General features: G+C 73.7%; 13 protein-coding genes. 7 read left to right on the top strand and 6 right to left on the bottom strand.

From position 1 onward, the window contains the following. Window positions 1-16 precede the first annotated feature (16 nt). The 3 genes from ACFYOU_RS00925 to ACFYOU_RS00915 all read left to right on the top strand — a co-directional run bounded on the left by ACFYOU_RS00925 (window position 17) and on the right by ACFYOU_RS00915 (window position 3,485). On the top strand, window positions 17-1,864 hold the full coding sequence (locus tag ACFYOU_RS00925) for a trypsin-like peptidase domain-containing protein (RefSeq protein ID WP_391302460.1): 1,848 nt from the start codon (window positions 17-19) through the stop codon (window positions 1,862-1,864). A gap of 134 nt (window positions 1,865-1,998) precedes the next feature. Then, entirely contained in the window at window positions 1,999-2,454 is a 456-nt protein-coding gene (locus ACFYOU_RS00920) for a sec-independent translocase (RefSeq protein ID WP_391302458.1), read from the top strand. Window positions 2,455-2,774: 320 nt separating this feature from the next. Next, a complete protein-coding gene (locus ACFYOU_RS00915) occupies window positions 2,775-3,485 on the top strand; it encodes a hypothetical protein (RefSeq protein WP_391302457.1) in 711 nt (236 codons plus the stop codon). A gap of 40 nt (window positions 3,486-3,525) precedes the next feature. On the opposite strand, the gene ACFYOU_RS00910 is transcribed toward ACFYOU_RS00915, so the two are convergent. The 4 genes from ACFYOU_RS00910 to ACFYOU_RS00895 form a co-directional block, all read right to left on the bottom strand. Further along, the gene (locus tag ACFYOU_RS00910; protein WP_391302455.1) at window positions 3,526-4,041 is read right to left on the bottom strand and encodes a GNAT family N-acetyltransferase; all 516 of its coding nucleotides are present in this window, start codon (window positions 4,039-4,041) and stop codon (window positions 3,526-3,528) included. Window positions 4,042-4,106: 65 nt separating this feature from the next. Next, window positions 4,107-5,240 carry a P-loop NTPase gene (locus tag ACFYOU_RS00905; protein ID WP_391302453.1) on the bottom strand — a complete coding sequence of 378 codons (1,134 nt, stop codon included), beginning with the start codon at window positions 5,238-5,240 and terminating at the stop codon, window positions 4,107-4,109. Window positions 5,241-5,284: 44 nt separating this feature from the next. Further along, window positions 5,285-5,833, bottom strand: coding sequence for a DUF1003 domain-containing protein (locus tag ACFYOU_RS00900; protein WP_387010633.1), 549 nt, complete (start codon window positions 5,831-5,833; stop codon window positions 5,285-5,287). Next, window positions 5,823-7,130: a magnesium transporter MgtE N-terminal domain-containing protein gene (locus ACFYOU_RS00895; RefSeq protein ID WP_389765161.1), complete on the bottom strand. Its 1,308-nt coding sequence runs from the start codon at window positions 7,128-7,130 to the stop codon at window positions 5,823-5,825. Before ACFYOU_RS00895 ends, ACFYOU_RS00900 begins: the two co-directional genes overlap by 11 nt. Before the next feature lie 254 nt (window positions 7,131-7,384). Between ACFYOU_RS00895 and ACFYOU_RS00890 the strand changes: the two genes are divergently transcribed. Beyond that, on the top strand, window positions 7,385-8,170 hold the full coding sequence (locus ACFYOU_RS00890) for a hypothetical protein (protein ID WP_391302450.1): 786 nt from the start codon (window positions 7,385-7,387) through the stop codon (window positions 8,168-8,170). A gap of 12 nt (window positions 8,171-8,182) precedes the next feature. Here the strand turns inward: ACFYOU_RS00890 and ACFYOU_RS00885 are convergent, their stop codons facing one another. Then, window positions 8,183-8,692 (bottom strand): hypothetical protein, encoded by a 510-nt coding sequence (locus ACFYOU_RS00885; RefSeq protein WP_391302449.1) that lies wholly within the window; start codon window positions 8,690-8,692, stop codon window positions 8,183-8,185. 55 nt (window positions 8,693-8,747) lie between these two features. Continuing rightward, a complete protein-coding gene (locus tag ACFYOU_RS00880) occupies window positions 8,748-9,854 on the bottom strand; it encodes a magnesium and cobalt transport protein CorA (RefSeq protein WP_389765165.1) in 1,107 nt (368 codons plus the stop codon). Between the two features lie 788 nt (window positions 9,855-10,642). On the opposite strand from ACFYOU_RS00880, the gene ACFYOU_RS00875 reads away from it, so the two are divergent. From ACFYOU_RS00875 to ACFYOU_RS00865, 3 genes are all read left to right on the top strand, one after another. Further along, on the top strand, window positions 10,643-11,263 hold the full coding sequence (locus ACFYOU_RS00875) for a suppressor of fused domain protein (protein ID WP_391302447.1): 621 nt from the start codon (window positions 10,643-10,645) through the stop codon (window positions 11,261-11,263). Window positions 11,264-11,387: 124 nt separating this feature from the next. Continuing rightward, window positions 11,388-12,029, top strand: coding sequence for a DUF6758 family protein (locus ACFYOU_RS00870; RefSeq protein ID WP_385494596.1), 642 nt, complete (start codon window positions 11,388-11,390; stop codon window positions 12,027-12,029). A 165-nt stretch (window positions 12,030-12,194) separates the two neighbouring features. Continuing rightward, window positions 12,195-13,094 (top strand): PHP domain-containing protein, encoded by a 900-nt coding sequence (locus ACFYOU_RS00865; protein WP_389765169.1) that lies wholly within the window; start codon window positions 12,195-12,197, stop codon window positions 13,092-13,094. Window positions 13,095-13,180: the final 86 nt, after the last annotated feature.

The following is a 13,180-nucleotide window of genomic DNA, read 5'->3' as shown; positions in this document are numbered from 1 at the left end:
CGGGTGTGGGGAGACGATGGACGAGGGCAAGCCGAAGTGGTGGAGTCGGCCGGCGCCCGCGGCCCCCGGCGAGGGGACCGCGACACCCGTGCCCGCGCCCGCTCCGGGAACCCCGCCCGAGGACGCACCGGGTGACCGCGGCGGCGCCGCCGAGCCCCGTCCCGACGCCCACCCCGTCGACCTGACGAAACCCCCGTCGCCCCGCCCCGTCGCGCTCCCCGACACCGCTACGGGGCAGGCCGCGCAGACCGCTGCCGCCCAGCCCCCCGCCGCGGCCCCCGAGCCGCCCGCCGAGCGGCGTCCCGTGCCCCTGCACGCCCCGGACCCCTACGGCACCCCGCCGTACGGCCAGCCGGGCCCCTGGGCGCCCGCACCGCCCGTCCAGCACCCCGCGGCCACCCCCGCGCACGGCGTGCCCACGATCCCCGCCCAGGGCCCCGCAGCCGGCCCCCCGTCGTACGGGACCTCCCCGCCCGGCGCCGCAGCCGCACCCCACGGCACCCAGCCACCCGCCGGAGCCGTGCCGCCTGGCCCCGTGCCGCCGGGCGGCGTCCCGCACGGCACGCCCGGCCACGGAACCCCGACGCACGGCGCAGCCGCCCCGTACGGTCCGCCGTCGGGTCACCCCCGGCCGCAGGGCGGTCCGGGCCCCGAGGAGGGCGCGGGCGGGCCCTGGGCGCGGTACGACCCGTGGGCCGGGGCGCCGCTCCAGCCGGTCGGCGACGGCACCCGCGGCGGGGCGGGTCCCCGGACGGGGGCGCCCGCACGGCGCGGACTGCTCGTGGGGGCGCTCGTCCTGGGCCTGGCCGCGGGCGCGGTCGGCGGGGTGACGGGCGCGTACTTCGAGGCCAGGCGCACCACCCGGGTCGAACTGCCGCAAGCCGCCCCCGAGCCCCGGGACCGGGCACCCGACAGCGTCGCGGGGATCGCCGCGCGCTCCCTGCCCGGAGTGGTGACCCTGCACGTGCGGGGCGGCGCCGACCAGGGCACGGGCACCGGCTTCGTGCTCGACGGCCGCGGACACATCCTCACCAACAACCACGTGGTCGAACCCGCGGGGGCCGCCGGGGAGATCACGGTGACCTTCAGCACCGGTGAGGTCGCCGAGGCCGAGATCGTCGGACGGGACACGGGGTACGACCTCGCGGTGGTCAAGGTGACGGGGGTCGCCGGGCTCAAGCCGCTGCCGCTCGGGAACTCCGACGACGTCCGCGTCGGCGATCCCGTCGTCGCGATCGGTGCGCCCTTCGACCTGGCCAACACGGTCACCTCGGGCATCATCAGCGCCACGGAACGGCCCATCACGGCGGGCGGTGAGAAGGGCGACGGCAGCGACGTCTCCTACGTCGACGCCCTCCAGACCGACGCGCCGATCAACCCCGGCAACTCCGGGGGGCCGTTGATGGACTCCCGGGCCCGGGTGATCGGCATCAACAGCGCCATCCGCTCCGCCGACGGCGGTGACGGTGCCCCGAGCGGACAGTCCGGCTCCATTGGCCTCGGCTTCGCCATCCCCGTCAACCAGGGCAAGCGGGTCGCCGAGGAGTTGATCAACACGGGGAAGGCCACCCACCCGATCATCGGTGTCACGCTCGACATGGACTACACGGGCGACGGCGCCCGGGTCGGTTCCGAGGGCAACGACGGGGCGCCGGCCGTGGTGGAGGACGGCCCCGGCGCCCGGGCGGGCATCCGGCCCGGCGACGTGATCACCGAGGTCGACGACCAGCGGGTCCGCTCCGGTGAGGAACTGATCGTCAAGATCCGCGCCCACCGCCCCGGTGACCGGCTCCAGCTCACCCTGGAACGCGGCGGCCGGGAGCACCGGGTGACCCTCGTGCTGGGGTCGGCCACCGGCGGCTGACCTCCGGTCCGGTCGGGATGGCGCCGACCGGGCCCGGACAGTACCGGACGCACGGGGTCGGCGGGTACCGTGGGAGCGGTCCGGGACCATGGAAGACCCGCTGCGGGCCGGAGGACATCGCAAGGGAGCGCTAGGTGTTCAATGACATAGGCTGGGCCGAGGTCCTGACCCTCGCCGTGCTCGGCATGCTCGTCTTCGGTCCCGACAAGCTTCCGAAGGCGATCCAGGACATTTCGCGGATGATCCGCAAGATCCGCGAGTTCTCCGACAGCGCCAAGCAGGACATACGGGATGAACTGGGCCCGGAGTTCAAGGACTTCGAGTTCGAGGACCTGAACCCCAAGGCGTATCTGCGCAAGCAGCTCGGCAACGACGACCTGGGGCTCCAGGACATCCGCGACAGCTTCGACCTCCGCAAGGAGATGGCCGAGCTGTCGGACTCGGTGAACGACGTGGAGAGCCGCACCGACGGCACCCGGGCCGCGGCCGGCGGGGCGGCGGCCGCTGCCGCCGGCGGCCGGGCCGACCTGGTGAAGAAGCGGAGTCTCGACGCGGGGGAGCGGCCCCCGTTCGACATGGACGCGACCTGACCCGACCCGCGCTCGCCCCCGCACCCGTCCGGACCCGTTCCGGGTGATCCGTCACCCGGGCCGGGCGGTCCGGTCCGGGTGCGCTCCCGCGTGCTCCCCGAGTGCCCCCGGTGCGTCAACCCGTGGGGCCGGGTCGCTGACATGGGCCGGGAGTGCCGCCACTCGCCTGTTTGTGCCCGGTTTGCCCCCGGGCCGTGCGGTGGCGCCGTAACTCCGGGAATCCGGGTGGCTATTCTCCCTTGTTGTTGTGCGGGCCGACACCAGGTCGCCCGAGGGGGGCGGGCCGCTCCGGTCCGACGAGTGCGAGGAGGCGTCCGCAGATGGAGACGACGAGTCAGGTGGGCGCGCAAGCACCACCCCGGGAAGGCGCCGCGGCTACCGAAGGCGCCGGGGCCACCGGGAGCGCCGGGGGCGTACGACCGGCCGTGCCCGCGCGCCGCACGGTGGACAACTTCCTGATGGCGCCGTTCCCCTGGTACGGCCTCGACGGGGCGTTCACCGGTACCCGGTGGCTGCTCCAGGCCGGGACCTCCGCCGAGGGGGTGGTCGAGCACGGTTCCATCGGGCACGGCGACGAACCCTCGCTGCGGGCCGCCGACACCCGGGACGCCGCCGAACGCGACCGGTTCGCCGTGGTGGTGACCGTCGCGGCCAGCCCGGTGCGCAGGACCGCCGACGGCACGGGGGTGCTGGAGGCCACGTCGGTGTCGTCCGCGGCCTGGCTCGCCGGCTCCGGACTGCTCGCCGTCACCTGGCCCGCGCAGATGGACCACACCCTGCGCGACGACTGGCTGACCCAGCAGACCGAGACCGCGTGGGTGCTGGCGGACGACCTCGCCAGCGACGATTGGGCCTCGTTGTCGCTGCCGGTGGACGGGGTGCCGACGCCGTTCCACTACCGCGAGTCCGAGTACGGCTGGGTGCTCGCCGGGTCCACCCGCGAGGGCGTGCACCTCGGCGCGTACGGGCGGGGCATGAGCGCCTACGGGCTCGGGTTCTCGGTGGTCAAGGACATCGAGGAGTACGCCTGACACCCGGCGAGCCGTGACCCGTCCGCACTGACCCGGGCCCTCACGACCGGTCGTGGGGGCCGAGTTCCTTGACCAGGAAGACGGCGGGTTCCTCGACCGGGTGCTCGACGCCCGCGTCGTCGGTGAAGGAGTAGCGGTCCAGGTAGCGGACGGTGGGCCGGTACCCCAGGCGGGCGTAGAGGGCCGCGGCCCGCGGGTTCCCGTGGTCGTCGACCCCCAGCCCGACGAGGCGGCGGCCCCGTTCGGCGGCGAGCCGTTCGGCCCGGCGGATCAGGGCGCTGCCCGTGCCGCGGGACTGCAACGCCTCCACCACGTGCAGACCGTTGATCTCCGGGCAGTCGGCCACGACGGCGCGCACCTCCGGCGCCGCACAGCCATTCCAGCGGACCTCGCAGACCCCGGCCGGTCGGTCGTCGTCCAGCCGGGCCACCAGGAAGGTGCTGGTACCCGCGACCTGTCGGGCGTACCGCTGGAGGTGGTAGGAGACGGCGCTCGGCGAGGGCAGGACCTCTTCGATCGGGTCCAGGTCTTCCGCCCGGCAGCTCGTGATGCGCATGGGCGTCATCATGCTGCCCGCCGGGCGCCGGGGGCGAGGCGTTTGCCCCCGGGCCCGTACCCGCGTCAGAACTTGTTGCGGGGCGTGATGCCGAGCGAGAGGCCCGCCAGTCCCCGCTGCCGGCCGCCCAGCTTGCCGGCGATCGCGCGCAGCGCCGAGCCCGCCGGGGAGCCCGGGTCGGAGAGCACCACCGGGGTGCCGTCGTCGCCGCCCTCCCGCAGCCGCACGTCGATCGGGATGGAGCCCAGCACCGGCACGCTCGCCCCGGTGATCCGGGTCAGCCCGTCGGCGACCTTCTGCCCGCCGCCCGTGCCGAACACGTCGACCATCTCGTCGCAGTGCGGACACGGCAGCCCGGCCATGTTCTCGACCACGCCGACGATCTTCTGGTGGGTCTGCACGGCGATCGAACCGGCCCGCTCCGCGACCTCGGCGGCGGCCTGCTGCGGGGTCGTGACGACCAGGATCTCCGCATTGGGCACCAGCTGCGCGACCGAGATCGCGATGTCACCGGTGCCGGGCGGCAGGTCGAGCAGCAGCACGTCGAGGTCGCCCCAGAACACGTCCGCCAGGAACTGCTGGAGCGCCCGGTGCAGCATGGGGCCCCGCCACACCACGGGCTCGTTGCCGGGCGTGAACATGCCGATGGAGATCACCTTCACCCCGTGCGAGGAGGGCGGCATGATCATGTTCTCGACCTGGGTGGGCCGTCCGTCGACGCCCAGCATCCGCGGCACCGAGTGCCCGTAGATGTCGGCGTCCACGACCCCGACCTTCAGGCCGTCGGCGGCCATCGCCGCCGCGAGGTTCACCGTCACGGACGACTTGCCGACGCCGCCCTTGCCGGAGGCCACCGCGTACACCCGGGTCAGCGACCCGGGCTGGGCGAACGGCACCTCACGTTCGGCCCCTCCGCCGCGCAGGGCGGAGGCCAGTTCCTTGCGCTGTTCGTCGCTCATCACGTCGAGGGTGACGTCGACCCGCGTGACGCCTTCGACGCGGGCCACCGCCTCGGTCACGTTGGTGGTGATGGTCTCGCGCATCGGGCAACCGGAGACCGTGAGGTAGACGGTCACGGCGACCACGCCGTCCGCACCGATCTCCACCGATTTGACCATCCCCAGCTCGGTGATGGGTCGCTGGATCTCGGGGTCGTTCACCGTCGCCAGCGCTTCGCGCACCGCGTCTTCCGTAGCCATACCGTCGATGGTACGGCGCCCCACCGGGGCCCCGGTAAGGCCCGTCAGCGGTCGGTTGCGTCACGTCCCGGGGGCCGGCGCACGGCGGGCTCCACGGGTCTGTCGCGCCGCTCGTCGAGCTCCCGCAGCAGCCCCTCCAGCTCGGAGCGCATCCAGTCCCTGGTCGCCACCTCGCCGAGCCCCGTCCGCAGCGCCGCGACCTCCCGACTCAGGTACTCGGTGTCGGCGATCGAGCGCTCGTTCTGCTTGCGGTCCTGCTCCAGGTTGACCCGGTCCCGGTCGTCCTGCCGGTTCTGCGCCAGCAGGATCAGCGGCGCCGCGTACGAGGCCTGGAGCGACAGGGCGAGGGTCAGGAAGATGAACGGGTACTGGTCGAAGCGCACCGCGGGCGGCGCCCAGATGTTCCAGGCGACCCAGCAGATGATCGTGAACGTCATCCAGACGATGAACCGTCCGGTGCCGAGGAACCGGGCGATCCGCTCGGTCAGCCGCCCGAAGGCGTCCGGGTCGTAGTCGGGCCACAGCCGGCGGCGCGGGGCGAGCGGCTGGTCGAGCCGGACCCGGGGCCGGGTCTGCTCCCGGTCAGCGGCCATGTCCGGGTGCCTCCTCGCCGCCGGTCCCGTCCGCCAACTCGTGGAACTCGTGCTCCCGCCAGTCCTCGGGCAGCAGATGGTCCAGGACGTCGTCCACGGTCACCGCCCCGAGCAGCGAACCGCCGTCGTCCACGACCGGCGCGGCCACCATGTCGTACGTCGCGAAGAAACCGGCCACCGCCGGCAGCGAGTCCTGCGGCGACAGCGCCTGGAGGTCGTCGTCGAGGATCGAGCTCACCAGCGTGTACGGGGGGTCCCGCAGCAGCCGCTGGAAGTGCACCGTCCCCAGGTACTTCCCGGTCGGCGTCTCGTCCGGCGGGCGGCACACGTACACCTGGGCGGCGAGCGCCGGCGACAGATCGGGGTTGCGGACCCGGGCCAGGGCGTCGGCGACCGTCGCATCGGGTCGCAGCACCACCGGTTCGGTGGTCATCAACCCGCCCGCGGTGCGCTCCTCGTACGCCATCAGCCGCCGCATGTCCGCCGCGTCATCGGGCTGCATCAGGTTCAGCAGCCGCTCCTGGTCCTCCTCGGGCAGTTCGGACAGCAGGTCGGCGGCGTCGTCCGGGTCCATGGCCTCCAGCACGTCCGCCGCGCGCTCCTCCTTCAGCTTGCCGAGGATCTCGATCTGGTCGTCCTCGGGCAGTTCCTCCAGGACGTCCGCGAGCCGGTCGTCGTCGAGCGCGGCGGCCACCTCGGCGCGACGCTTGGCAGACAGGTGGTGCAGCACGTTCGCCAGGTCGGCGGGGCGCAGCTGCTCGAAGGTGGCGAGCAGGGTCTCCGCGCCCTGCCCCTGTTCGTCCAGCGAGAAGCCGGTGACGGCCTCCCAGCCGACGGTGAGCGCCTCGCCCTTCTGCCGTCGGAAGCCCGCGGTGCGGCGGGGGGCGCCCCGGCGGACGAAGATCCGGTCGATCTCCCAGTCGCGGCGGGCCGGCAGCTGCCGCACGGACAGGTCGAGCACGGTGACCTCCTCGCCGGTGTCCACCAGCCGCACCCGTCGGTCCAGCAGCTCCCCGAAGACCAGCCGCTCGGTCGGCCGCTGTTCGAAGCGCCGCACGTTCAGCACCCCCGTGGTGATCACCTGGCCGGCCTGGACCCCGGTCACCCGCGTCATCGGCAGGAAGATCCGGCGCCGTGAGGTCAGCTCCACCACCAGCCCGAGCAGGCGCGGCGGCCGGTGCCCGACCCGCAACATGGCGACCAGGTCCCGCACCCGCCCGACGTGGTCACCGCCGGGATCGAACACGGTGACGCCGGACAGATGGGAGACGAAGATCCGAGGAGCACCCGCTGCCATGTACGTGCCTCCCTCGTGTGCACCGCGCCGCGCCCGTACGTCCCGCCCGTACGTCCCCCTGGTACGTGCCGCCCGTATGAGCCCTTCTTGGTGTTTGTCCGGTAATTCGCGCTTCAGGCTAGCCCGTCCGGGTAGGTGACGCCCGCTCACGGCAACCGGAAGGACTGGGTCGGGCGGGCACGGACGGCACCGGTACGCTGCCGTGCACCGCCGTTCATCGCGGCGGTCCCCCCGTACGAGAGGCAGCCCCGTCTGTGTCAGCGGTTCCCCTGCGCCGGGGTCGGCGCGCGGTGATGGTGAGCATGGTGTGCGCGGGAACGATGGTCGCCACCCTGGGGCTCACGGGCTGCGGCGGCGGCGACGCCCCCCCGGACCCCGACCAGGGCACCAACGGGGTCGGCAAGCTGTCGGCCACCGAGATCCAGAACAAGACCCGGCTCGCCGCGGAGCGGGCCGCCGCCGTCCGGCTGTCGGGCACCGTCCGGGTCAAGGGCCAGGGCTACCGGCTCGACATGCGCCTGTCGGACCGGGGCGGCACCGGGTCGGTGCGCTCCAAGGGCGGCACGATCCGCCTGCTCAGGATCGGCGAGAAGCTGTACCTCAAGGCCGACTCCTCGTTCTGGACCCACGGGACGAAGGGCTCCGAGACCACCCCGGAGAAGGCCGCCTCGGACCGGGCCGCCGCCGAGAAGCTCGACGGCAAGTACGTGAAGGTCCCCGCCGGCGACCCCTCCTACCAGCAGCTGAGCGGCTTCGCCGACATGGACCTGCTGCTCGACGGGCTGATCACCCTGCACGGCACCCTGGAGAAGGGCGAACGGGGGGCCGCCGGTGGGGTCAAGACCATCCGGCTCACCGGCGACCGGGGCGCGGGCGGCACCCTCGACGTCTCCCTGGAGGGCACCCCCTACCCGCTGCGCCTGGTCCGGGCCGGGGGCGCCGGGACGATCAGCCTCAGCGACTGGAACCGCGACGTCCCGCTGAAGGAGCCGGCGTCCTCCGAGGTCGTCGACTACGGTCGGGCGCTGCCCGCGTCCTGACGGCGCTCCGGCTCAGCGTCCGCGGCGCCGCCGCAGCAACAGCTTGGGCAGCGCCGCGGGAGCGGGCTGACGGGTGGTCACCGGGGTCTCCAGCGGAACCGCCGCGAGGGACCCCGTCGGCACCTCGGTGTCGACGGCGCCCGGCTCCAGCCGGAGCACCCGGCACTCCCGCGCCCACCGTCCGGGCGCCTCCTCCCCGTCGTGCGCGTTCAGCCGCTTGCCCTTCAGCTCCTGGACGGCCGCCGTCCACGGCTCGCCGTCCGGCGCGAGTTCCACCACCCGGGCGGTCCAGGCGACCAGCCGCCCGCCCTTGTCCTTGCTGCGCACGGTGACGGTCGCCGTGCCCCCGTCGACCAGCCCCGGCAGCGGCTGTTCGCCCGGGCCGTCACCCAGGACGAGCGCGGCGCCCTCGTGCCACACGTGCCACAGCGGTCGGTCCGGGCCGTCGCCCCGGACCCAGATCAGCCCGGACTTCTTGGTGGCTTCCTCGACGAGCGCCCGGTCGAGAGGTGATTCCGTCATGGGGCAAGAGTAGACAGCGCGCGCACCGCCCCGGCCACCTGCGGCGCCCCCGCGGTCACAGCCAGCCGTTGCGCTTCAGGGTGCGGTGGATGGTGAGGCAGATGACGACCGTGACGCCGAGCACCATCGGGTACCCGTACCGCCAGCCCAGCTCCGGCATGTGCTCGAAGTTCATCCCGTACACCCCGCAGACCATCGTCGGCACCGCGATGATCGCGGCCCAGGAGGTGATCTTCCGCATGTCCTCGTTCTGCGCGACGGACGCCTGCGCCAGATTGGCCTGGAGGATTGAGTTCAACAGTTCGTCGAAGCCGGTGACCTGCTCCTGCACCCGGGTGAGGTGGTCGGCCACGTCACGGAAGTACTTCTGGATGTCCGGGTCGACCAGCCGCATCGGTCGCTCGCTCAGCAGTTGCATCGGCCGGGCCAGCGGGGCCACCGCCCGCTTGAACTCCAGCACCTCCCGCTTGAGCTGGTAGATCCGCCCGGCGTCCACCCCGCGCGCCACCCCGCGCCGACCGGGCGAGAACACCTCGGTCTCGACCTCGTCCACGTCGTCCTGCACCGCGTCGGCGACCGCCAGATAGCCGTCCACGACATGGTCCGCGATGCCGTGCAGGACCGCCGAGGGGCCCTTGGCGAGCAGCTCCGGTTCGCCCTGGAGACGACTGCGCAGCGCCCGCAGCGAACCCTGGCCGCCGTGCCGGACGGTGATGAAGAAGTCCGCGCCGGTGAAGCACATGACCTCGCCGGTCTCCACGATGGCGCTGGTCGCGGTGAGTTCGTCGTGCTCGACGTAGTGGATGGTCTTGAAGACGGTGAAGAGGGTGTCGTCGTACCGCTCCAGCTTGGGCCGCTGGTGGGCGTGGACGGCGTCCTCGACGGCCAGCGGGTGCAGCCCGAACTCGGCTGCGATCACCGCGAACTCGGCCTCGGTCGGCTCGTGCAGGCCGATCCACGCGAATCCGCCGTCCCGGCGCACCTGGAGCATCGCGCCGTGCGGGGTCAGGCACTCCGCCGAGTCGACGCGGCGGCCGTCGCGGTAGACCGCGCAGTCGACGATCGCCGAGGGCGTCGCCGGATCGCGGGTGGTGTCGTAGGCGCTGTCGTCCTTGCGGTGGGCGGGCCGAACGGCTGCACGCAGGTCACGGATCATCGACATGGGCGGACTCCTTCGCACCGGGGAGCCACGGACGACGGGTGGAACTGCCCGGAATGGGGACGTCCGCGCCGCGGTGTCCCGGTCGGATCGCAGGGATCGACGGAACGGTCGATGTGTGGCACGTCCACAAAGCGGGGAGCACCGCACCGAGGTGGCGGCTCCTTCGCGTTTCGCTACTGGTTCACAACTGCGGGTACTGCGTGCGCGGCAGCGGCTTTGCACCGCTGACACGGCCGTACGGCACCGGGCCGGGCAGGGCGGGGCACGGTGGACGGGCCGGGGTGGGCCCGGTGGGAACGCTGTGCTCTTCCGTCACGCGCGACCGGACGCCGGTGGTGGACCGGCGACGGGACGGGGGACCCGGTGTCCGTCCCCGAAGGATGACGGGGCGGACCGAACGGGAGGGGGCCCGAAGGGGGCGCGTACGCGAAGCGGTAGGAGCCGGACGGTGCGCGGAGCGGGACCGTGACCGGCGGAGCTACGGACTCAGCGACCGGAAGAGCGGGTGATACTGCACGATCGACTTCGATCCATGACAGCCCCACCTCCTCCGGCCGGTCCCCCGTGGGGGATGTCCAAGGTTCCGGGACGTGAGCGCGACGCCGATGCGTACCGCTGGGAAGACCGTCCCGAACAGCGGCCAAGACTAGCAGTCGGTTGACGTGTCAAGGGCGCCTTCCCACCGTTGTCCTACGGCTCCCTGACGCCCGCCGTCCCCGGCGCTCCTCCCCGACACCCCTGTGACATGCGGATTCTGACGACCGGACGGGCGTTCTATGCTCGCGGGCATGGCAGATGTTCTCCCGCTCGTCGAGGCCCGTTTGCGTACGACCTTCGGGGAACCGGACGCCCGGGCGGCGGTCACGTTCCTCGGCACCGACCGGATCGAGGTCCTGCGGTTCGTCGAGGGCCCGCCGGCCGGCCCCGGGACGCCGGGGGAGCCCGGCCCGTACGTCCGCTACGTCACCCTGGGCATGTCCGCCCGCCCCATGACCGACCCGACGGCGCTGGTCGCCGACCCCGAGCGCGGGCCGCGGGCCGAGCTGGTGCTCACCGTGCGCCGTGGGCCCGCCGACACCGACGGGGTGCTGCGGACCCTGGCCGTGCTGGCGGCGAGCCCGCAGGTCGAAGGGCTGGTGGTCGCCCCGGGCGCCTCGCTCGACGTCGGCGGACCGCTGTGGCCGGGGGCGCCCTTCACCTCCGTGCTCGTCGCCGAACCCGGTGGGCTCGTCCCCGATCTGGAGCCGGACCCGCCGCGCGAGGCCGTCGCCTTCCTGCCGCTGCTGCCGATGACCCCGAACGAGGCCGCGTGGAAGCGGGTGCACGGCGCGGGCGCCCTCCACGAACGGTGGCTGGCGCGCGGGACCGACCTGCGCGATCCGCTGCGCGCGGGCGTCCCGCTCGACTGAGGCCCCGTGCGACCGACGTCTCGCCGCGGCGGGGGGCGTCACCGCGGGCGCGGGGCGCGCAGTCGGGTGATCATCCTTTGATCTTCCTTGACTCGTGGACGGTCAGGGGGGACCGTTGACGGCTATGAGGGGCGAACCCAGTTGCCCGAAGTGTGGAGGCCGGGTCAGGGCTCCCGGACTCTTCGCCGATACGTGGCAGTGCGCCCTGCACGGGGCGGTGCAGCCACTCCAGCCCGTGATCCCGCCCAGCGTCGAAGCCCTCGGCGTGGTCGTGAACCGCGCCCGGGTCCCCGTCTGGATGCCCTGGCCGCTGCCCGTCGGCTGGCTCTTCACCGGCGTCGGTTACGCCGGTGACGACCGCAGCGGCGGCCGGGCCACCGTCGTCGCCTGCTCCGGCCCCGGGCCGCTCGGCGGCATCGGCGAGCTGCTGCTCGTCGCCGAGGAACTGGGCGTCGGGCTCGGCGCCCGGTACGCCGGCGTCGACGGCCCCGACCCCGGCCCGCACATCAGCGTCGAGAAGCCGCCCGAGGCCAAGGTCCTCGCCTCCGGCCGCCCGAGCCCGCTGTGGCACGTCTCCGGAGCGCCGCCCGACCGCGCGGTCTTCGCCGGCGAGGCCCGCGGCCTGTGGCTGTGGGCGGTGGTCTGGCCCGAACAGTCCGGCCTGCTGATGTACGACGAGCTGGTCCTGACCGATCTGCGGGACGCCGGCGCCGAGATGGACCTCCTGCCCTGCGGGGCGCTCTCCCCCCGGCTGCTGTCCCCCTGACCGCCCCCTGACGCCCTCCTGGCGCCCACCGACCACCCGCGGCCACCCCCTCGGTGTGTCCACCGCCTCAGCCTCCGGACGGTCGGAACCCCGCTACGGCCGGTTATTCTGGAGCGTCCCTGTGTCCCGCGTTCCCCGTGGGGCCGAGTCGGTTTGGAGTCCGTCGTGCGCATCGACCTGCACACCCACTCCACCGCGTCCGACGGCACGGACACCCCCGCCCAACTCGTCCGCAAGGCCGCCGCGAGCGGGCTCGCCGTCGTCGCGCTCACCGACCACGACACCACCCGCGGCCACGCCGAGGCGCGGGCCGCCCTCGCGGACCCCGCATCCGACGCCGCACACCTGACGCTGGTCCCCGGCGCGGAACTCTCCTGCCGCCTCGACGGCGTGGGCCTGCACATGCTCGCCTACCTCTTCGACCCCGACGAGCCGGAACTGCTCGCCCAGCGCGAACTGGTCCGTGACGACCGGGTGCCGCGCGCCCAGGGCATGGTGACCCGGCTCCAGGACCTCGGCGTACCGGTGACCTGGGAACAGGTCGCCCGGATCGCCGGCAACGGCTCCGTGGGACGTCCGCACGTCGCCGAGGCGCTGATGGAACTCGGTGTCGTCTCCTCGATCTCCGAGGCGTTCGCCCCCCAGTGGATCGGGGACGGCGCCCGCGCGTACGTCGCCAAGCACGAACTCGACCCCTTCGACGCGGTCCGCCTGGTCAAGGCCGCCGGCGGCGTCACCGTCCTCGCCCACCCCGGCGCCGCCCGCCGCGGCGCGACCGTGTCCGAGGCGACGATCGCCGCGCTGGCCGCCGCCGGACTCGACGGCATCGAGGTCGACCACATGGACCACGAACCCGCCACCCGGGCCCGGCTGCGCGGACTCGCCGCCGAACTGGGACTCCTGGGCACCGGGTCCAGCGACTACCACGGCAGCCGCAAGACCTGCCTGCTCGGCGAGTTCACCACGGACCCCGAGATCTACGGGGAGATCACCCGCCGCGCGACCGGCGCGTTCCCGGTGCCCGGGGCCGGGGGAACCCCCGCCCCGCTGACCACCGACGGCTGACCTCTCCCGCCCGCGCGCCGTACGCGCCCGGGCCCGTGCCGCCCCCCGGGCCCGCTCCCGGGCCGAGCACGCCGGCCGGCCGTCCT

Origin of the sequence: Streptomyces sp. NPDC005955 (genome assembly GCF_042871255.1) — a bacterium.
Classification (GTDB): Bacteria; Actinomycetota; Actinomycetes; order Streptomycetales; family Streptomycetaceae; genus Streptomyces.
This window is presented reverse-complemented; position numbering and strand designations above follow the sequence as displayed.